Below are 19,568 nucleotides of genomic sequence, written 5' to 3' on the forward strand. Positions count from 1 at the left end.
GCAGGTGCAACGAGACGGAATATGCTCCAGGATCAGCCAACCAGCCGCCCTCGCTGCCGAATAGCAAGCGCTCCAGCTTCGCCCGACAAACAACGTCGAGCGTCGCCCTGAAGTGCAGTACGGAAGTGCGCTTTCGCATTGGTGCCCTTGGCACGAGACGTCGATGAAGAAGCACAGCAGCATGGACTCCCCTCTACTCCGCGGCGCTCAGTTAAGAGCTCCAAGCTTCCATTTTCCGCCTCCAGCCCCCCTTCTTTTTTGATCAAAATCATCGATCGCGACGCCGGCCAACTGCCTGGACTCCGATAACAACAATCACGGACAGCGCGATCAGCAACGCCGCTCCGACTCGATGCTGGTCGAGAACGAGAATCAGGTCAGCTGCTGCGCGCAGCCATTCAGGGGAAAAAAGGTTTTTCATGCGGACTCCGCTGGTGATTTGGAATCCAAACAGTGATGTCACGACAAGGCCAGCGGCGACCGTGGGCGCAAAATAAATTCAGTGGCCCTGCCCCGCCGCGAAAGGTGAAGGTTTATGGGGCAGCTGTCGCCAAAGGTGAAGAAATATGGGGACGACGCGATCACGTGGCGTCAAAGGTGAAGATTTATGGGGAGCCGTCCGTCGAACAAGGCAATTCGACGCCCGCCATGAGAAAAATTATCAAATGCAATATTACCACGCCATAATTGCTTAATTATTAGTCAATTCGGTACTGCGTCACAGTGACTCAAAGCAGAAAAGGCAAAAGGTGAAGGTTTATGGGGCGCTTTGCGTCACCGTGACTCATGAACTATCGTGCGAAAGGTGAAGGTTTATGGGGGTTCGCACGGAGTCTCAGTCACAGTGACCCAACCCAGACACCAAAGGTGAATGAATATGGGGTAATAGTTGCGTCACACTGACCCACGTCGCATAGTCAAAAAACGGGAAAGGTGAACATCTATGGGGCGGCCACGCCCACCACCATCAAAGGTGAAAGTTTATGGGTATGTTCCTAGTAGGAACATACCCATACTCACTGCTCAGGCAATTCCTTCGCAAACGTGGTCACGAACTCAAGCAGAGCTACCTCAAAGCGCTCTTGGTCTTGAGGCTGCAGCTGTACCTGCTTGTCCAGATCGATTTGGAAGCCATGCTTGCCGGGCTTGATCGTCGCGAAAGTGCGACCGCCATGCCAGGTAGCGGCACGCTTGTCAGTGACCTGTCGCTGCGACTGCTCGGGATGCGCCTTGATTTGTTGGTCCACCCATGCCGCCGCGCTCGCGTGATCGACTTCACCGCTATCGACCTTCTTCAACACCGTCGTCAGAAGGTCCTTGTAGTCGCCCCGCTCGGTATACGACGCGAGCGCAGTAGTTACGATCTGTTTCTCGATCCAGGTTGCAGCCTTCATCTGGTCCAGATCGCCTACCTCGACCTTCTCAAGCGCAGCTACAACCAGCTGCTCGTAATCAGGACGGTCAGCGTAGGCAACCAGGGCAGCGGACGCATTGCTACCGATGAGGGCTGGATTCCGAGTCAGCATTTCGTGTGCACCCTCTGGCAACTTCGCATAACTCATCATGCGCGACATTTCGGTCTTCGACATCTCAGCATCGATCGCCATCTGGTTCTGCGATTTCACGAAGCCAGCATCCAACAACATCTTGTAGCCGCGGTATTCCTCGTAAGGCTTGTACGCGCCACGCTTCTTGTTCGAGAACACAGCCATCCTGGCGGCAGTCCGGTCGTCGTAGTTCTTGATGATGGCTGGAATGAACTCTTCATCAAGCAGCTTGAAGGCTTCAAGCCGGTTTTCCCCCGCGATCAGCTCGAATTCCCACACCAGATCGTCACCTACGATGCGCTTATATGCTCGCACCGTGATTGGATCGTTCAAGGTGTCGGCACGGACACTCTCAGCAATTTCGGCGACGTGAGCCGGATCCAATTTCACGCGTGGTTGATACGGGCTCGGTTTGATGGACCGAACTCGGAGCATCACCAACTGGCCGACCTTTTCCTCGCTCACTGGAGCATGGCTCGCAGACGGCATCAAGAACGCTGGTGCCTCAGCCTCGTGCTGATCAGAGCCCTCGGAGGCCACGACAGGAGGCTTGGCCTCGCCCATTACTACGCCGTCAACTGCTGCAGACGGGCTCTGCGCACCAGGTAAAGAAGCACCGGGCTTTGCCAACGACCTCATTCGATCGAGGTACGCGCTGTTCGCCGGCGGCACAACAGGTGGCTTGGGAGCACTCCCTCCACCGAGCAGCCCAGAGCGCTTGTGTCCAGTTTTTGCTTCAGCCATGACGAGCTCCCGCACGTTTCGGTGTCGACTTCACTGATTTTGTCGCCGCACGGGCAGACACTTTCGAGGTCGGCTCGGCTACCTCCGCTGGCAATTCAGGGATGACCGCTGTCGCCATGCCCTCTTCCGCTACCGCAACACCATATTTCTCGTTCAGAGAAAGCGTCAGATCGATCAGCGCCAAAGTTGCATCACAGTTCGGCTCTTTTTCGACCAGTGGCCGGCACTCTCCCGGATTATGAATATCAACCTGGCGGCCGAAGCCAGCGTAGTGCGGGATAACGTTGTCGTTCAAAACACAGTCAGGGAACATTGGCTCTCCGCTCTCGGGATCAACACCGTGAGCCGACTGTAGCGTGAACAACGAATCCCGGCAGTGTTTATACGATGGGTGGAAACCGTTCGCGACGAGCTCGATAACACGACCACCGTTGTCGAGCTCATTCAGCTCGCTGATGTTACTGAGCAGCAGCTCGATTGCCTTCAGCGATTGGCCTTCAAGCATCACCGGTGCGAACACGCGTTTGGCAGCAAACATGAAATTGTAGGAGAGCAAAGTAGACCCTGGGGCACAGTCAACAATAATCAAGTCGTACTCGCAAAACACCTTCTTGTGCGCGTTGAGGAAATTCATGAAGCGACGCTCCGGGCCGGTGCCACCGGACATGCGTGCATCAAAATCAGCCAACGTGATATCGGAGCAGATGATATCCAACATTCCATTTTCATAGACATGGCGAATACCTGAACGCACGAACTCGTCATTCGGTTTCTTGCCATTCTCGGTCCTGTCCATCATGTGTCCAATGGTGATGATGTCATCGGCCGTGTTCGGATCGATGCCATGCAGACACGTAAGGCTCGCTTGCGGATCGCCATCAATCTGAAGGACGCGATAACCCATCTGTGCTTCAATCGCGCCGATGTTCGCGCAGGTCGTCGTTTTACCGGTACCACCCCGCGCAATACGGCCCACCAGCAACGGCGGAAGCACTCCTGCTGCACGAACTGCACCCGCTCGCTTCGCCAACGCCAGACGCAGCTGTCGCATGTCCTGCAGCGAGTATTTGAGATGGTAACTGCCCTTTCCGTCGTCGTCACCGCCAATGAGAGCGGATTTGAACGCTTTCAACTGATCGGTTGACAGTTGGTCGCGGACGAGGCGATGGGCCTGACCACTGCGAAGTGCAAAGTCACGGAGATTGTTCATACGCACCTTTCATGAAGTAATTTCCGTCAGTGTACGGCAAAGATTCAAACTTTGGAAGATTATTTTTATTTTCTTCTGAAAATCTTTTTATGTTGAATGGAAACGATGCCCCGATGTCGATGTCCCTAGTAGGAACGCTTCGCAACGCCCCAGGACGGACTATAGGCAACGGGAGTCGATAAGCCGTAGGGTAATTAGGGCTCCGTTATCGCTCGATCACCAAAAAAAACGACAAGCGTCACAACTACCGCCAGGCACGCACGCGTGCAACGGCGGAAACGAATAATGAGCTCAGGAGGTCAAGCGGATAAACGAAGTTTTCCTAGTAGGAACGGTGATGCGGGTATCAGATACAGATGGTAGAGGAGGAGACAGGCAGGGCAGTATAGCTACTATTCGAGCCGCTCTATCGGATCAGCCCGCAACAGCGATACCCAGTTCTTCGTAGCGCTTGCACAGCGCCTCATCGAAGCCAGGCAAAAATTCTTTCGCAACGAAATCCACGAACGCGGTCTCAACAGCCTTACTCTTGATCCCGCTTTTTTTCCACACAGCGAACAGCAATTGATTCTGCTCGAGCGCTTGAGCGAAGCGAGCGTCCATCTGGGCGCGGGCGTCATCTGGCAGAGCAACATAGTATTCACGAACGGCCGCATTGCGCTCCGCAATGAAGTCACTCTTCGCCTGGTCACGCATTTGGGCTTGGGTCGCGGTTACCTGGACGGCCGCCTTCTTGGACGCAGCCGTTTCACGCTTGACGCGATCGAAACCGCTCTCATTCACCGCAATGTCGCCGTCTTTCACCACCTTCAGGAAATACGGAGCGATCTTGCCTTGTTTGACCCGCCCCTGCTCGTAGCGCTCTTCCACATATTTCATCACAGACTGGATCCGCTCCTCGGAATGTGCGACCAGCGTTTCCTTCGCCTGCTTTTCTGTGAGGCAGAAGAACTCCATCAGACGCTGCTGAAGTACTTCATTGAAAGTGAACGGAGTGTCCATGGCCAGCGCGCCTTGTGGGTTGCTCTGGATCGAAAACTTGACTCCGACAACTCGCCTATTTTCCTTTCGCATCTCTAGATCCAAGACGATGTCGGAGTGGGTGTTGACCTCCTTCATGGCCGGCTGGATCACAGCTTTGTTCAGGACCTTGAATTCGTCATAGGAAGCGTTGTCGCCCACGCCGATCAGATCACGGAATAACTCCAAGGAAAACACTGGCGTCTGGCGCACGCCCACAAATCGGACGCAGTTCTCGTATAAAGCCAGGGCATGCCCGCTCGAGAAGCTGTTCTGAATAAGGATGTTGAGCGGCGCGTAATATTCTGGGTTGTTGAGCTTCGCACGAAGGTGCGCGCTATATGAGTAACTGCAAATACCATCCTTGATGACCGCGCTTGCCAGGGCCGTACTCACGCCCCACTCTGACTTGCCAGACTCATCCACGATATTCCAGTTGAGCTTTTTAGTGACCATTTCCTCAAGCGCTCCCTTGAGGTAACCCACGTTCTTACTGTTGAAACCCGCCAGCTCTGCCAACTCTTTAACGGGAATTTCATGCGTGAGAACTTTTAGATCCCCCAAGTCAGGGTAGGCATTGGCCAGCAAAACGTTGTATGCTTTTCTTTGCAAGAAAGAAAGGTCGTTCTTGATGTGGATAGCACCAACGTGCTTTTTCACGACAGGAGCGGCGACAACGGTAGAGACTGAGTTCATACGGGATCCTAAGACGGGCAGGTTGCAGGATAGTATAACGAAAGTCAAACTTCAGCAACATTCTGGAAGGATACAACACTTCTGCACTTGGTGCACAAGCTTATCCAAAAGAGCAACAGTGTGATATTTGCGCGCGACGGTATGGCTTTGTATTGTTTGTTTTTTAAAAGATAAACATACAAACAGCAAACAACGTTTACAGTGCGCTAAGTCCTTGAGTTATAAGCGTTTACACGGACTCAGGTGAAGGCTTATGGGGCAGAGGTGCATGTTTATGGGTCTCAAGTGAATAGTTGTGGGGTTAACAATTGCCCCATAAAGATTCACTTCAGGGTCCCATATCCTTTCACCCACCCGCTAAAGGTGAAAGGATATGGGGTTCAGGTGTAGGTTTATGGGGCGTTACTGCGTAAGGTGAATGTCTATGGGGAGGTGGCTCTCGAATACAGGCTGTCCCTACTAGGAACACTTTGGCGAAGTGCGAAGTGGCTAAGTTCAGTTGAACCACCAGTCCGTGTTCGTTCAAATAAGCTGTCCCTAGTAGGAACATCAAGCTGATCCCCAACCCCTCATTTGAACTAGCCTGCCGCACGTCATCATTTCTGGCCACGTTGTCATAACTATCTACATGAGTCGGGCAACCTCGACTTAGCGTCCCTTGACCTGAGTTAGTCAGTAGTTGCACCGAATGTCACTGCCGGCAGGGCGGGGTAGCGCCGTGTTTAGCTGGATGAAGCATTGAGGTAGAGCCCCGCCTTTACGCGCAAACGACGGCTGGCCTGCGATCTGTACGGTAGTCACCTTGATGATCCACTCCGGTGCCGTATTCGTTCCTACTAGGAACAGCTGCGTTTGAGGTTGAGGCGACATCACTGTCCATAAAAAATTGACTTTCGTTTGCTTAAAGTTTGGTGTATTGCGATAATTCACTATATTTTCCAACCAATGGAGGAATCGTGAATTCAACCTTGCCGCTCTACACCGTGCCCAAATATCCCAGTGGGGTTGCTGGAGGGGCCTTTGCTGTCCCTCTGTCGACCCGCTCAAATCTCCCGAAGCTTGACTTTCGCGATTTGCCATCTCCGCCAGCGCAGGTGCTGAATTCTCCAGGAAGGCGGCCAGGATGAGCGGGGCAGCCGCCGAACACGAAGTGTTCTCGTTCTGCGGTCATATCGAAGGTCAATCTCCGTCGGAGTTGAAGACCGGCCTGCTGATTGCCAACACGCCAGAAGAAGCAGTGTTGATGATGCTTTCGTGCGGCTTCGTCATCAAGGCCATTTCCTCGCTGGTCGAAGTCCGCCAGATGGTGGACATCCTGGAGAAGATCGCCAGTAAGCATCCTGATGTCGAGGCGTCCGAGTTCATCGATACCTTGGACGGGGGCGAGGCGATTGTTCCTGAGAATAACGTCTTCTGCTTCTCCGGTAACGTCGTCAATCCAACTGGTGGATTGAAGTCCGGATTCATCATCGCCAGCGATCTGCAGTTCCTCACCGACTTCCTGGGTGGGCTTGGTTTTGTGGTTGAGTCGGCCACTTCGCTATCCGACCTTCGCGGCGTAATGCAGGAGATGATCGATGTCCTGCAAACAAGCGAGAACGAGGAGCAATTCGACACCCACGTCGTGAACTTCAAAGTACCAGGATAAATTACCACAGGCATCACAGGTTGTTGACACATATGGTATTTTTGCGTATTGTGCGCAAGGTATCGTATAACGAAAGTCAGGTTAAGATTATGGCATCGGCCAATGATGAATATGTGCTCAGTCTCGCAAGACTGCAGTTCTACAAGAAGTACTTCGGCATCCTCTTGTGGACGCTGTTTGGAGCAATAGGGGTCATCGCCGTGCTCATTTTGGCGTTTGTCGCGGTCAAGAACCAAAAGGTGGAGAGAGAATACTTTGCGGTCGACCAAAACGGTCGGCTTACCAAGATCATCCCACTGGGTGAACCATTCGTGGATCAATCAACGCTGCTCAACTGGGCCAAGAAGTGTGTGATCGATGCGAACACCTATGACTTCGTGAACTACAAGGGGCAGTTCCAGGAACACTCGGCATGTTTCACGCCCGAAGGTTGGCAACAATTCATGACCGCAGTCGAGAGGTCCGGTAACCTCGAAACAGTGAAGAATTCGCGCTTGGTCGCTTCAAGCGTTGAGCAAGGCGCGCCAATTATCACGAATCAGGGCTTGCGCAAGGGCGTGTATTCCTGGGAAGTGCAGTTCCCGATCCTAGTTAGCTATCAGGGCGGTCAAGGCGGCCGCGGAACGGCATCGCAACGCCTTCTGGTGACTCTCCTGATCTCGCGTGTGCCAACTGCGTCTTACAAAGAAGGCGTCGGCATCGTTCAGTATATCGGGGAGGAGAAATGAAGCACTGGTCGCGTCAGATAAGCGTGCTGGCCGTCCTGCTATGCAGTGTGCATGCTGGCGCGCAGCAGCAGGCCGGGGCTATCCCGCCACCAGGTACGCCGATCCCGAATCTGCCGAAGCTGCCCAATGTCAATCAAGAGGCATTTAAGCAGGTTACCGAAGAGGCAGCCCCCTTGTCTCCAGAGCAGATTAAGGCGCTGCGAAAGCTTGTGGACGACGCGGAGCGCGCTGCGGCAGCTCCTGCACGATTCGTTCCCAAGCCAGTCTCGAGCGCGGTCACGGTGTCTCTGCTTCCAGGTGCTACTCCCCCAGTCGTGCGTCTGTTTTCGAACTACGTTAGCAACATCATGTTCGTTGACCAGGTCGGTAATCCATTGGTTGTGGACGATGTCGACCAGAGTGCGGCATCGCAGTTCAATGTCACTTGGTCGCAAAAAGCAAAGACGCCAGCGGGCTCGAACGTGATCAAGATATCGCCCAAGGCAACGTATGCAACCGGTAATGTTTCGGTGTCGGTGGACGGCGTCATGACTCCGATTTCGCTCACTCTCGTTAGCGGCCAGCGTGAGGTGGATTACCGCGTCGACGTGCGAGTGAAAGGCGTGGGCGGGACTGGGAAATCTGCCAGCGGATCTGCACTTCCGGAAAGTGTCAACCCGGTGATGCAAGGCATGCTGGAAGGCGTCGCGCCTGACGGCGCAAAAACGCTTGCGACATCGAACCCTGAGGTCAGCGCTTGGGAATATCGGAACCGCTTCTACATTCGCACCAACTACACGCTGCTCTCGCCGGCTTATACGGGCATTCAGAAGAGTGCAGACGGCTCCGCCGTCTACGAGATTCCACCAGTCTCGGTATTGGTTGCTATGGTCGGCGGCAGCACGATCAATATTAACTTGAGCGGATTTTGAGACATGGCAGACGATAGCAAGGCAAGCCGCTTTGGCAACATCAAAGCACAGTTGAGCGATGGAAGCACGCGCATTCGCTTCTTTGGGGGACTGGCAATCATCGCTGTCGCGGTGATTGTTGGATATATCTCGCTGCGAAAGGCCGGTAGCCCAGCGGGTAGCGGTCTGCCCAGCGAGGTCGCGGCGGTGCCATCACTGAACAGCCAGCAACCAGGACAGGGGCCGGATAACAACCATGTGAACCCAGCTTACGATCAGCTGTTGGCAAAAGAAAATGCCACTAAGGCAGCCGAGGCCGCAAAGACAGGGGAGAGCGCTGTACCGGTTATTCGGCCAGCGGCGGCTGCTGGGCACGACCCTATTTCAGCTGCGCAAGCCGGGGCTACAGCGTCGACACCAGGCAACAACTCGGCCACCGCGCCAGCTGCCACGCCGGCTGAGGTCGCGGCACGCGAACAAGCGGCGCAGCAGCAGCGTCAGGAACAGGCGAATGCCTACAAAGAAGCTTTGACCACCAAGACTTCCGCCATGAAAAATCAGGTTAACCTCCTGATCGCTTCTTGGGGAGCGAAGGACCACGCGACTGTTGGCGTTCGCGAGATGGCAAAGGACGCGCCTGTGGCTGCGAACGGCGCAGGCACTACCGCCTCGACGACAGCAGCGACGAACAGTGCGGCCACACGCACGGTCGGCAAGGCAGGTGACACCTTCTACGTGTTACCGGAAACAGTGGCCAACAATGCCGGTAGCCCGACCGTCACAGCGGTCATCCAAAACAAGGCGCTGAAAGGCACTCGCATCATGGGGCGTGTTGAGATGCCCCAGAACGCTGACGGCCCACTGCTGAAGTTCACGATAGCGAATGTCGATGGATACGCCACCAGCCAGACTATCGACGCGGTCGCCATTGACCCGCAATTTCTGGACGTCGACAACCACTATTTGCTTCGCACCTTTGCGGTGCTGGGCTCGTCGTTCCTCTCCGGGTATGGCGACGCCTTGTTGAAAGGCGGGCAGCCGCAGCAGGTCGTGACCACTCCTACAGGTGTAGTCGTGCAAACGGACTCGTTCTCGACAAAACAACTTTTGCAAATCGGTCTCGGTAACGTCGGGAAGACCGTGGGCACCAACGTGGGCAGCTTGATCAACAAGCCCGCGACCGTGTCGGCCGATCCGCAAAAAGCGCAGGCGGGCTTCGCCATCATCCTTTTGAGTGACATGACGTTGAAATAAGGTAAAACCATGAAAAATGTGCATAGCTTGAACCAGGACGACGTCCTGAGCGGCGACCCCAAGGGAGGCGAAGAAGAGCTTTCGCCGAGTGCATTCGGAGATGAGATCCCGGATGACGATACTCCGAAGAAGGGCAGTTCCAACCTAGTGATGTATGGCGGAATCGCTGTCGCTGTGCTGGTGGTCTTGTTCTTCGTCTGGAAGGTCTTCATCAGCCCTCATATGCCACGTGCGCAACAGGAAGCTGAAGCGTTCCAGCCGCTCGCCGCGGCGCAGCCGCAGCAGGCCGCGCCAGCGCCCTCTGCTTCGCAGTTACTGGATCCGGCAGCTGGTCCAGTGCCCGCAGGCGCACCGAGTCAGCAACTCATTGCAGCCCAGCCTGCGGCCGCGCCCGAGGTTGCGGCGCTGCCGGCTGCCACGGTGAGCGCTCCAGCGCCGAGCGCGACGGCGACGATGCAGCAGCAGGGGCAGGTGGGTACAACTACGGCACAGGCAGTGCAATCGCAGGCACCGACCATGTCGAGCGCGCCGCTGGCGGCACAAATCGGTGCCCAACAAGGTCAGCGCGTACCAGCTGATGGTCTGGCGCAGGTGAACGCGCGGATAGACAACCTGGAGCGTAGCCTGGCTTCGATTCAGGAAATGGTCAACAAAATGTCCGTTGCTGCTGCCGCGAATGCTGCTGCTAAGCCAGGTGCCACGCAGGCGAATCACGTATCTAGCGCAGGGCCTGCAGCGGCAGGCCCGAAGGCTTCGCGGCTGAGTGCAAAGTCTTCGATCGAGAAGGTCGGCATGTCCAAGAAGGCTACAGCAAACACCGAAACGACAGTGGCTTCGGCGAAAGCGGAAGTAAAGGAAGAAAAGGTCGCGGCGCGCCAAGAGGGCGGCCAAAGGGCAACCCTGAAGGCGGTCCTGGACGGGCGCGCATGGTTCCAGACTAAATCCGGTGAAACCCTGACTGTTGCTGTTGGCGAGGAGGTGCCTGGACTGGGTGTGGTGAAAAGCATCGACACGGAACGTGGCGAGGTTCGTTTCGCCAACGGCGTGAGCGTCCAATAGTGAGGCGCTAGATGATCGACGCTTCGACTATGCTCGGGACCTTCATGCAGTCGTTCCCAGGGTTCGAGCTTCTCCTAAATCTGGGGGTTGCTCTTCTCGGGATGTGCCTCACCGGCATGGCGCTGTTCAAGTTCGTCGAGCTTGGGAAGCCTGGCGGACACCCGGGCGGTGTGACGTGGGTTACGCCAGCGATGTATCTGGTATCCGGGGCCGCTCTGTGGAATTTTGGCTCCAGCATAGATACGTTTTTGGAGACGATCTATGGGCCATCGACCTCGGTTTCCAATTTGCTGAGCTATAACGGCTCCTCGTCCAAGATGCCACAGGAGACAAAGTTGATGCTGACGGCTTTGATCGCGTGCATCCGTCTCTACGGCTATTTCACGTTCGCCAGGGCCTGGATGAGCGTGCGGAAGATCGGGAGTGGCCAAAACGGTTCTGACGAAGTATTCAAGGGCGCTGTCATCCGGCTATTCGCCGGCGTGGCTCTCATCAACATCGTGCAAACCACGAATGTAGCATCAAGCACCTTCGGCTTCGGAGATGTTCTTTAATAGTAGTTTTTTTCTTGTCATAACGGAGTTACAAATGTCCAAAACTAGCACGAAACTGAAGATGTTTATCAAGGTAACCGCAGGCTTGATGCTCGGTGTTACCCAAATTGCGATGGCCCAGAATGCCGGCAAAGTCGCGCAAAATGTGGCGGGTACCTTCAACTACATGGGTCTGGCCGTGCAGGCGTTTTTTGCGTTGGCCGGCCTGATACTGATCGGCTTGAGCATCTTCACCCTGATCAAGTACAACAAGACCGAAGGACAGGGCGCGAAGCTGTCGACGTTCGGCATCTACCTGGTCGGTGGTGGCCTGCTGTTCTACATCGCTAGCCTGATTCAAACCACCGGCGACACCATCTGGGGCGACGGCCAAGGCAATCGCACCAAGGTCCAGATCCAAGCCAACTAAGGTGAAACCATGATTGCGCAGATCTCGCTCTCTGTTTGTCGCGACGTCCGGCGGACGCCGCTGGTGAATCATATGTCCAGCCGTGACAAGAACGCTGAGCGGGTGCGAGATCTCGTGATCAGCCAAGGGCGCTTCGGTCGCCGTTGCTACTACTGCGACTTCGCCTTCGGGACATCGGACTGCTTCGAAGTTCACCATCTGGACGCTGACCATACGAACGAAGCGCTGGAAAACCTGGTGCCCGTATGCGAGCTTTGCCACGCACCGTTCCACTTGGATCTGGTGGCACGGAAATGGCCGAGCAAGCAGGGTGCGATCATTTTCTTGCCAGAGCTTTCACAGCCAGAGTTGAACAACTTGCTCCAGGCAGTGTTCTACTCGATGGCGATGCAGGCTGCTGGCAATCTGGATGGTACGGTCCAATCTTCCCTTCCGCAAGAAGGCCAGAAGGAGCCCAGCAAGCCACTCGCGCAGCTGGCGCACCCACATACGATCTATCGTCGTCTGCTGGAACGCCGTGACCTGGTCGAGCAAAATAACAAGCAGGAAGTCATCCGGTCCGGTATGTCGGACCCGACAAACCTGAGTCTTGTCCTACTAAGCTCTCATCTCACAGATGATCAATACGCGGCACGTGATGCACTCCTAGCTGGCTGTCGTTACGTACCCGATCCGGACCACTTCGTGGCGAAGGCTGGGCAATGGAATGCGCAAGGGGCGGCGTTTAGTCGCCTTGATCTGGCTGCCTGGCCAGGTGTTGCCGGAATCGGTGCGTGATCCATGGGCGTTAAGCACTTTGGTTGTGTCAGGTTCGACTCCGACGATCCTAACTTAGGCGGATGGGCAGCCGTCAATGGCGAGCAGGCCTTTCGCATTTCTTCCGTGGGTAACCTGGACAACGACACCTTGTGGTGGACGAACTTGTCCTTCAAGGCGATCCACGGAGCGAACCTGAATAAAACGCCGTACATCAAGCGAACGACTTACTTGAACTCTTGGCTGCAAGACGGCCAGATCGAGATATGCAACGGCTGGGGCCTGCTGCGACGCTCCCACACGGAAAAGGCCATCACCGAGTCACTGTCGGGCGTGTTCGCACGCCTAATGCAGTTTGCCGGCAAAACCTACGGAATAGACTTCGCAAGATCTGTACCGAGTCACGACAACTTGGCTGACGAGCTGCGGTGCAAGATCTTGCCAGACAAGGATCCCCATATCGGGCCAGAAGTCGACAGCGCGCTCTCGGCCGCGCATCAATACTACACATATTGCCTCACTCCTTACGCAAATAGGGATGAGACAGCAATCGTTCGATTCGCGGTACCGGCGGTAGCATATGCTGCCGAAATGCTCAATGCGGTCGTGCCGACGGACCAGGTCGACTTTGTTCCCTTGGAAAAACTGCCACCTGCGGAAAAGCGTTTGGAATGGATAGTCAATCATCCACGTCCGGCGCTGGCTCGGGTCACCATCTCGAACATCAGCCCAGATTATGTGAACGTGATCGCCTTCGCGAATGGAGCAAAGGCGGGCAGCAATCGGGCCTGGGTATCGCAGCCGGAGTTGCTGCTGCTATCCCGTTATGCGAAGGTGGAAATCAGCGGCCTGTTTCTTTTCGGAGGCTACGAGACGTTACCACCGGAGTCGGCGCTGCCGAAGTTTACAGCGATGCAGGCGATGACGCCAAGTGCGGAAGTTATCGCATCGAACCACTGGATCGGGCTGGCGCGCGAGAACTGCTTCCGCCTTGAACCCAAAAGTACAGAGTGCCGTGCGATTTCTCCGCGGGCAGCCTGGATGACGGCGATTGACCGCTTTCTAATGTTCACCTACGCGCTGCAGCTGCATCGCGCTGGCGTGGCCATCCGCCGATACGGTGCCGGCGCGGTCACCGTAGTCGTCCCAAAGCACAACTATCGCGACGCCTATGAGATCGCCACGTCTATCGGCCTGATCGCGCCGCCAGGCCTCGTGGCCGATATCGAAACCCAGGATGAACTGCACGCCCATGGTTAATGCCGACGACCTGCTGATGATCGAAGTCGCCTTACGCGATTCGCGCCACATCGAAGTAATTATGGCGCTCGATCGCCTCTTTCTGATGCCAGTGCAAGAAGAGGCCCTGCAGGCGGCGATGCAGGATCTGGAGGTCGTCAAACGCTTCATCAATGAACACTTACCGGAACGCTTACGCGGGCCGGCGCGCGCGATCTTTGTGGAGCACGGCCGGTCCATCGGGGACCATTTTCGTGCAGCTCAGGATAATGAATAGAGAGGAATAGAATGAACTTCGCAGAGCGGGTAATTGACAACGTCGAGAGTTTTCTTGCGTGGATCGCCTCAGGCGTCAAGCAAGCCGGCGCAGACTATTGCGATATCGAGTCAGTCGACGACGAACAAACGATCACCATGCGTGACGGAACTTTGCTCACCATTATCAAGATACATGGTTCGTATCGGATGATCGGTGCCGATGAGTTTGCCGAGGTCGATACCACCATTGCCGGCAGCCTAAAGGCCTACCTGAGCTCGGGTGGTCATGCTGTCCAGTTCGTGTACAGCGGGGATCCAGATTCGGCTGAACGGGACATTCGTGAAGCGCTGGCGTCGTCCATGGCCACGGCCAAGCGCCTGAACCTTGACCTTGACGACTTGTTCGAGGAAGACATCGTGCACTTGGCCAAGTACTGCGCCAACGAAAAGACATTTGCGGTGCTATACACGCGCCCTGCTGCCGTCACGGCCGCAGAACAGAAGCGTGATTTGAAGGCGAAGATCGAGCTGCTGACCGCCAACCCGATGCCACGCATGAAGGATGCCCCAAACCTGTTCGCTGCGATGGCTGGGCTGCGCACCCGGCACAGTTCCTTCGTGTCCGCCATTATGGGCGATTTGAAGAACACCCGCATCGCTGCCGAGGTGCTTGAGGTCCACGTCGCAGTTCGTGAGCAGCGCATGTCGGTCGATCCTGACTTTACGGACGAGTCATGGAAGGCTTGCCTGGTGGGCGACAAGATCCCTCACCGGAAGACCCGTCGTGACCCGAAGGACATGTCGGGATCCATCTGGCCCCGGGTTGACCGGCAGATTGTCCCACGCGCGGTCGAGCCGATGAGCCTCAAAACCGTCCTGGTCGGCGACAGGATCTACGCGCCGATGTACATCGATCTGCATCCCGAGGAGATCAATCCCTTCCAGCAGCTGTTCCTCCGAGTCGTCGAGTCACGTATGCCTTGGCGCATGTCGTTCCTCATCGAGTCGGGAGGCCTGGGCATCATGTCCTATAAGAGCGCCGTGACGGCGCTGTTTGGCTGGAGCGCCGGAGAGAATGCGCTGATCAAAAGTGCAGTTGAGGAGGTGAAAGCTGCGGTGCGGAATCGTGGTTCCTATGATGTCAGGTTCCGCGTTGACTTTGCTACCTGGGCACCAAAGGGGGAAGAGAAACTGCTGGAGAGACGGGCCTCGCGCCTCGCGCGTGCGGTGCAGGGGTGGGGCGGTTGTGACGTTAAAGAGGTATCCGGCGATGCGGCGCAGGGCTTCATGTCAAGCTGCCTCGGGGTATCCCTCAAGAGCGTCGCTACAGCCTCGTGCGCCATTTTGTCCGATGTTACTTCCATGCTCCCCCTGTACCGTCCGGCCTCGCCATGGAGCGATGGAGGTGCGGTCATCTACCGTACTCCGGATGGGAAGATTTGGCCTTATCAACCCAACTCGCCGGTGCAGATCGGCAGCATGGTCGTGACCGTCGCCGAACCTCGTTCCGGTAAGTCGGTTAAAGCGAATCAGGACAATCTCGCGCTGTGTGTGTCGCCTGGTATTAGCCGCCTTCCGCTTATTGCCATCGTGGACTTCGGCAAGGCGAGTTCGGGCCTAATTTCGCTTCTGCATCATGCGCTGCCGGAATCCCAGCGGCACCTGGTGCTGAGCGTTCGGCTGCGTATGCTTCCGGAATACTCGGTCAATCCATGTGATACGCAGTTGGGATGCCGCTATCCATTGCCACATGAGGAAGCGTTCCTCATTAACTTCGTATCGATGCTTGTCACTCCGATCGGCAAAGAGGGTCCTGCGGACGGAATGGTCGGGCTGGTGAGGCTTTCGATAGATTCTGCGTACAAGTACTACAGCGACTCCAAGAACGCCAAGCCGTACACGTATAACACTGCAGGAGCGGAAAAAGTGGATGCGGCTATCCACACCTACGGCCTGCATGTCGACGAAAAGACCACCTGGTGGGAAATCGTCGACGCCCTGTTCGACGCCGGAGCGGTACACGAAGCAACGCTCGCACAGCGCTATGCCGTGCCTACCGTACCGGACATAGCATCGATCAGCCGTGAGCCACAGTTCCAAGATCTCTACGGCCAGAAATCGACGCCAGATGGCGAACCGCTGTTGCAGGCGTTCACGCGAATGCTGTCGGAAGCCGTCCGCGGGTACCCAATCCTCGGCAGGCCAACGAAGTTCGATATTGGTGATGCCAGGGTCGTATCGATCGACCTTGACGAGGTGGCGAAAACCGGATCGGATGCAGCGGACCACCAGACGGCAGTGTGCTGTATGTTGGCCCGCTATGTGGCGGCGCGAAACTTCTATCTGAATGAAGACCACGTGGTCAGTTTCCCTGCGCTGTACCGCGCCTATCATGAAAAGCGAATTCACGAGATCCGGCAGGACAAAAAGCTCCTGCAGTTCGACGAACTTCACCGGACGAAGAAGGCGATACCGGTCCGTGATCAGATCAAAGCAGACATGCGTGAAGGTGGCAAGGTCGGCGTCGGTATGACGCTCATTTCGCAGTCGGTTACTGACTTCGATGACGTCATGCTCGAGTTCGCGACCTGCAAGATTGTGGTGTCGAAGCAGAACGAGATGAACGCCGACATTATGCAGAGAATGTTCAATATGTCGGATACGGCCAAGTACGCTGTCAAGCATCTCATCAAGCCGCCTGGTCCACAGGGGGCGACCTTTGTCGGTATGTTCTCGACCAAACGAGGAGACGCGGTACACCTGCTGAACAATACGCTTGGCGGCATTAAGCTGTGGGCGTTTTCGACGACGAACGAGGACAGCTATGTACGGGACAATCTGTATGGCAAAATCGGCCCTGTGAAGGCGCGTAAGCTGCTGGCCAAATTGTACCCGGGCGGCACGATTACGGATGAACTGGAGCGCCGCAAGCGCAAGCTGGAAGAAACTGGACTGATCGGGGGGAACCACGAAGAAGGCGTGGTCTCCGAGCTCATCAAGGACATTTTGGAACAACATTCGAAGATGGAGCTGGCAGCATGAATCGACGACTTTCCCTGGCGGCCGTAGCGGCGTTGTTGCCCCTATCTGCGATCGCGCAGAGCATTTTCAACGTGCCGCAGGCTCAACCTCAACAGAAGCAGGCAATTGCCGTGCGCCCTGCAGTGCAAGCGCCGGCGGCACCGCAGCCCCAGTACCAGCCCATCACGCCGCCGGCGGCATCGTCGGTTCCTTTGGTGGCGGCAGATCCCAAGGTCATGGCGCAGTTTGATCGATTCCCAAACGAGAGCGACGATGCGTTTATCGCGCGGATGAAGGTCGTCTATCAGCGTTCGACGGCGGACATGGAGCGCGCGAGCCGCGCTCATATCGAAAAGATGAAGGCGCTCAGCGCCGGCAAATGAGAGAGAGGACTAAGGGATGCGATTGATAGTGGACCTGCCCGACGAAGGGCTTGAAGACATCGACCAGGACGAATTGGCGAACCTGGTCCGAGATGCGGTGGTCGGAACACATGACCTCCACTCGGGAGAAGGGCTGTATATCGGAAGCGCGCGCGTGACGATCGACGAATCGGAACTGGATGTCATTCCACCTCGATCATTCAAGGCATGGCTACTCAAGCAGCTGGATCGTGATGATCCAGTGGGCGACCTGGCGCGTGACGCCAGGTCGGACAAGGATTCACCAGCGGGTAGGAAATCCTTTCTCGCGTGGCGAATTTACCTCCAGGCGCGTTTCGCGCATGGGGATGCTCTACGCGCGTTCAAGGATGCCTGGGCAGAGTTCAGCAAGGAGTGCGCGGCTGCTCTCACCGGTGGCCGGTTATGAGGTCAGACTACGATTTCCTCATTTCCCTGCGCGTTCACGATGCGACCGCGTTGCGCCTGGCTGCGCTGCATCACGAGGACGCCCAACCGGATCAGAACTTTCTGACGCCGGAAGGCGACGTCGACGTCGGGAGCTGCCTGGTGATGTTGCTGGATCCGGGATCGCTGGATGGATGCTCTATTCAGAGCAGTGCTGGCACAGCGACGGAAGGCGCTCGTGAGGACGACTTCGAGTTCGGGATGTGGCTGACAGTGTTTTCTCCGGAAGCGCTGCGCGCAGCTGCCCTTGCACATGAGGATGCTCAACCTGAGGATCAGTTCATCGATGACCTGGGCGAAGTGGATGTTGGAAACTGCCTGGTGATGATGTTGGACCCTGGATCGCTTCCTGGGTGCTCGATCCACTCGAGCTCGGCATCCCCAGCGGACGCGTTGCTTGTGGAATTTGATCTCGACGAAGCGCCGCGACCACGCATGTAAATTACGGCAGGCGTAAATTATTGGAGCGGTAATGCGCAAGGCAGAATTCAATGTTGCGTTGGGAGTAGGGCTGGCTGTCTTGGTCGCTCTGAGCGGGGTCGGCCTTGTGTTGCGGCCGAGCCTGGTGACACTCTATCGCAACCTGGTCCCGGCGAAGGTTGAGTTCAGCCGTGGCGAAGTCACGGTGGCCGCCCACCGCATTGAGGTGGAAATCGCTTCAACGGATGCCGCTCGCGATCGCGGGCTCATGTATCGGTCGAACCTGCGGCCTGATGCCGGCATGCTGTTCGTCTTCGACAAGCCTGACCGGCAGTGCATGTGGATGAAGAACACTCAGCTGGCCCTTTCGGTCGCCTTCATCGATGTTCGGGGTACCGTAACGAACATCGAGGAGATGCAGCCGCATACAGAGGATGTCCACTGCTCGAAGCGTGGTGCTACCGCTCGGTATGCACTTGAGATGCCGGCTCGATGGTTCGATGAGCACAAGTTGTCGGCCGGGGCGCGGATCGATGCTATGCCTGGTCAAATTGATTGATTGGAATAACGTGAACCATGTAGAACTGTGCAGCATTGCGGTCAAATGGCTTCGTCGTCCAGCGGGCGAAGATGGGCCTGGCTGCAATGTAGCAGCAAGCGAGTGTACGGGTTCATACAGCGGTGAGATCACCGATGCGATCGGCTTCCGAAGCGTTGGCGAAGAACAGCACTCCGTGGTCGTAGAGGCGAAAGCCAGCCGCGCTGATTTTCTCAATGACGCGCGAAAGCCGCACAGGACTGGAGCAGTTACGGGCATGGGGGTGTTTCGGTACTATCTCGCACCAGCCGGCCTGATTCAATTGGACGAGCTTCCGCTAGGCTGGGGGTTAATTGAAGTGTCAACGCGAGGTGCGCCTAAGGTCCGCTGTGGACATGTCTTAGAAAGGCCTCAGGCAGATCTAGGCTGGCGAAAGGACTACTCCAGATGGCGACACGTCCACAATGCTGAAAGAGAGACTGCGTTGCTCGTGCGGCTTCTCGCCCGGGTGGGTGACGTGGAAACGCTGCAGAAAAGCCTAAAGACTGCACGCAACCAAGTCGCGCAGTCTCAGAAAATAATCGACCAGCAGCAGGCTGAGTTGAAGGCTTCCCTGAAACAGTACTGGGATCTTAGGCAGGAGTTTGAGAAAGCGAGGGGCAAGACACTTCTGACGGCCAGACCAAAAGCCTCGCCTACAAAAATCGCAGTCTGATTCGACGCAAATTG

At 56.1% G+C, this 19,568-nt stretch carries 20 protein-coding genes; 16 read left to right on the forward strand and 4 right to left on the reverse strand.

Annotated elements, in window-relative coordinates; genetic code table 11:
- Positions 1–268 precede the first annotated feature (268 nt).
- The 4 genes from AC1RQG_RS23670 to AC1RQG_RS23685 form a co-directional block, all read right to left on the reverse strand.
- Positions 269–421 carry a hypothetical protein gene (locus tag AC1RQG_RS23670; protein ID WP_493135140.1) on the reverse strand — a complete coding sequence of 51 codons (153 nt, stop codon included), beginning with the start codon at positions 419–421 and terminating at the stop codon, positions 269–271.
- Between the two features lie 595 nt (positions 422–1,016).
- A complete protein-coding gene (locus tag AC1RQG_RS23675) occupies positions 1,017–2,291 on the reverse strand; it encodes a ParB/RepB/Spo0J family partition protein (RefSeq protein WP_493135142.1) in 1,275 nt (424 codons plus the stop codon).
- On the reverse strand, positions 2,284–3,501 hold the full coding sequence (locus tag AC1RQG_RS23680) for a ParA family protein (protein ID WP_493135144.1): 1,218 nt from the start codon (positions 3,499–3,501) through the stop codon (positions 2,284–2,286). Before AC1RQG_RS23680 ends, AC1RQG_RS23675 begins: the two co-directional genes overlap by 8 nt.
- Before the next feature lie 414 nt (positions 3,502–3,915).
- Positions 3,916–5,217, reverse strand: a complete 1,302-nt coding sequence (locus AC1RQG_RS23685) for a replication initiation protein (RefSeq protein ID WP_493135146.1) — start codon at positions 5,215–5,217, stop codon at positions 3,916–3,918.
- Between the two features lie 1,123 nt (positions 5,218–6,340).
- Here AC1RQG_RS23685 and AC1RQG_RS23690 point away from each other — a divergent pair.
- The 16 genes from AC1RQG_RS23690 (at position 6,341) to AC1RQG_RS23765 (ending at position 19,554) form a co-directional block, all read left to right on the forward strand.
- Entirely contained in the window at positions 6,341–6,865 is a 525-nt protein-coding gene (locus tag AC1RQG_RS23690; protein ID WP_493135148.1) for a hypothetical protein, read from the forward strand.
- 89 nt (positions 6,866–6,954) lie between these two features.
- On the forward strand, positions 6,955–7,593 hold the full coding sequence (locus AC1RQG_RS23695) for a DotI/IcmL/TraM family protein (protein ID WP_493135150.1): 639 nt from the start codon (positions 6,955–6,957) through the stop codon (positions 7,591–7,593).
- Positions 7,590–8,504 (forward strand): DotH/IcmK family type IV secretion protein, encoded by a 915-nt coding sequence (locus AC1RQG_RS23700; RefSeq protein ID WP_493135152.1) that lies wholly within the window; start codon positions 7,590–7,592, stop codon positions 8,502–8,504. Before AC1RQG_RS23695 ends, AC1RQG_RS23700 begins: the two co-directional genes overlap by 4 nt.
- 3 nt (positions 8,505–8,507) lie before the next feature.
- Positions 8,508–9,737, forward strand: a complete 1,230-nt coding sequence (locus tag AC1RQG_RS23705; RefSeq protein ID WP_493135154.1) for a hypothetical protein — start codon at positions 8,508–8,510, stop codon at positions 9,735–9,737.
- A 9-nt stretch (positions 9,738–9,746) separates the two neighbouring features.
- Positions 9,747–10,796 carry a hypothetical protein gene (locus tag AC1RQG_RS23710; RefSeq protein WP_493135156.1) on the forward strand — a complete coding sequence of 350 codons (1,050 nt, stop codon included), beginning with the start codon at positions 9,747–9,749 and terminating at the stop codon, positions 10,794–10,796.
- Positions 10,797–10,807: 11 nt separating this feature from the next.
- Positions 10,808–11,350: a hypothetical protein gene (locus tag AC1RQG_RS23715; RefSeq protein WP_493135158.1), complete on the forward strand. Its 543-nt coding sequence runs from the start codon at positions 10,808–10,810 to the stop codon at positions 11,348–11,350.
- Between the two features lie 34 nt (positions 11,351–11,384).
- On the forward strand, positions 11,385–11,759 hold the full coding sequence (locus AC1RQG_RS23720) for a hypothetical protein (RefSeq protein WP_493135160.1): 375 nt from the start codon (positions 11,385–11,387) through the stop codon (positions 11,757–11,759).
- Between the two features lie 9 nt (positions 11,760–11,768).
- On the forward strand, positions 11,769–12,536 hold the full coding sequence (locus tag AC1RQG_RS23725) for a hypothetical protein (RefSeq protein ID WP_493135161.1): 768 nt from the start codon (positions 11,769–11,771) through the stop codon (positions 12,534–12,536).
- Positions 12,537–12,539: 3 nt separating this feature from the next.
- Complete coding sequence (locus AC1RQG_RS23730) at positions 12,540–13,775, forward strand: hypothetical protein (RefSeq protein ID WP_493135163.1); 1,236 nt, start codon at positions 12,540–12,542, stop codon at positions 13,773–13,775.
- Entirely contained in the window at positions 13,768–14,031 is a 264-nt protein-coding gene (locus tag AC1RQG_RS23735; protein WP_493135165.1) for a hypothetical protein, read from the forward strand. The genes AC1RQG_RS23730 and AC1RQG_RS23735 overlap by 8 nt, the downstream gene beginning before the upstream one ends.
- A gap of 11 nt (positions 14,032–14,042) precedes the next feature.
- Positions 14,043–17,054, forward strand: coding sequence for an ATP-binding protein (locus tag AC1RQG_RS23740; protein ID WP_493135167.1), 3,012 nt, complete (start codon positions 14,043–14,045; stop codon positions 17,052–17,054).
- Positions 17,051–17,416 (forward strand): hypothetical protein, encoded by a 366-nt coding sequence (locus AC1RQG_RS23745; protein ID WP_493135169.1) that lies wholly within the window; start codon positions 17,051–17,053, stop codon positions 17,414–17,416. The genes AC1RQG_RS23740 and AC1RQG_RS23745 overlap by 4 nt, the downstream gene beginning before the upstream one ends.
- Positions 17,417–17,432: 16 nt before the next feature.
- Entirely contained in the window at positions 17,433–17,843 is a 411-nt protein-coding gene (locus AC1RQG_RS23750) for a YozE family protein (protein ID WP_493135171.1), read from the forward strand.
- Complete coding sequence (locus AC1RQG_RS23755; protein WP_493135173.1) at positions 17,840–18,322, forward strand: hypothetical protein; 483 nt, start codon at positions 17,840–17,842, stop codon at positions 18,320–18,322. Before AC1RQG_RS23750 ends, AC1RQG_RS23755 begins: the two co-directional genes overlap by 4 nt.
- A gap of 31 nt (positions 18,323–18,353) precedes the next feature.
- Entirely contained in the window at positions 18,354–18,860 is a 507-nt protein-coding gene (locus tag AC1RQG_RS23760; RefSeq protein WP_493135175.1) for a DUF192 domain-containing protein, read from the forward strand.
- A 10-nt stretch (positions 18,861–18,870) separates the two neighbouring features.
- Positions 18,871–19,554, forward strand: a complete 684-nt coding sequence (locus AC1RQG_RS23765; RefSeq protein ID WP_493135177.1) for an adenylosuccinate synthase — start codon at positions 18,871–18,873, stop codon at positions 19,552–19,554.
- Positions 19,555–19,568 lie beyond the last annotated feature (14 nt).

This window comes from Rugamonas sp. GW822-FHT03B10 (assembly GCF_058801745.1).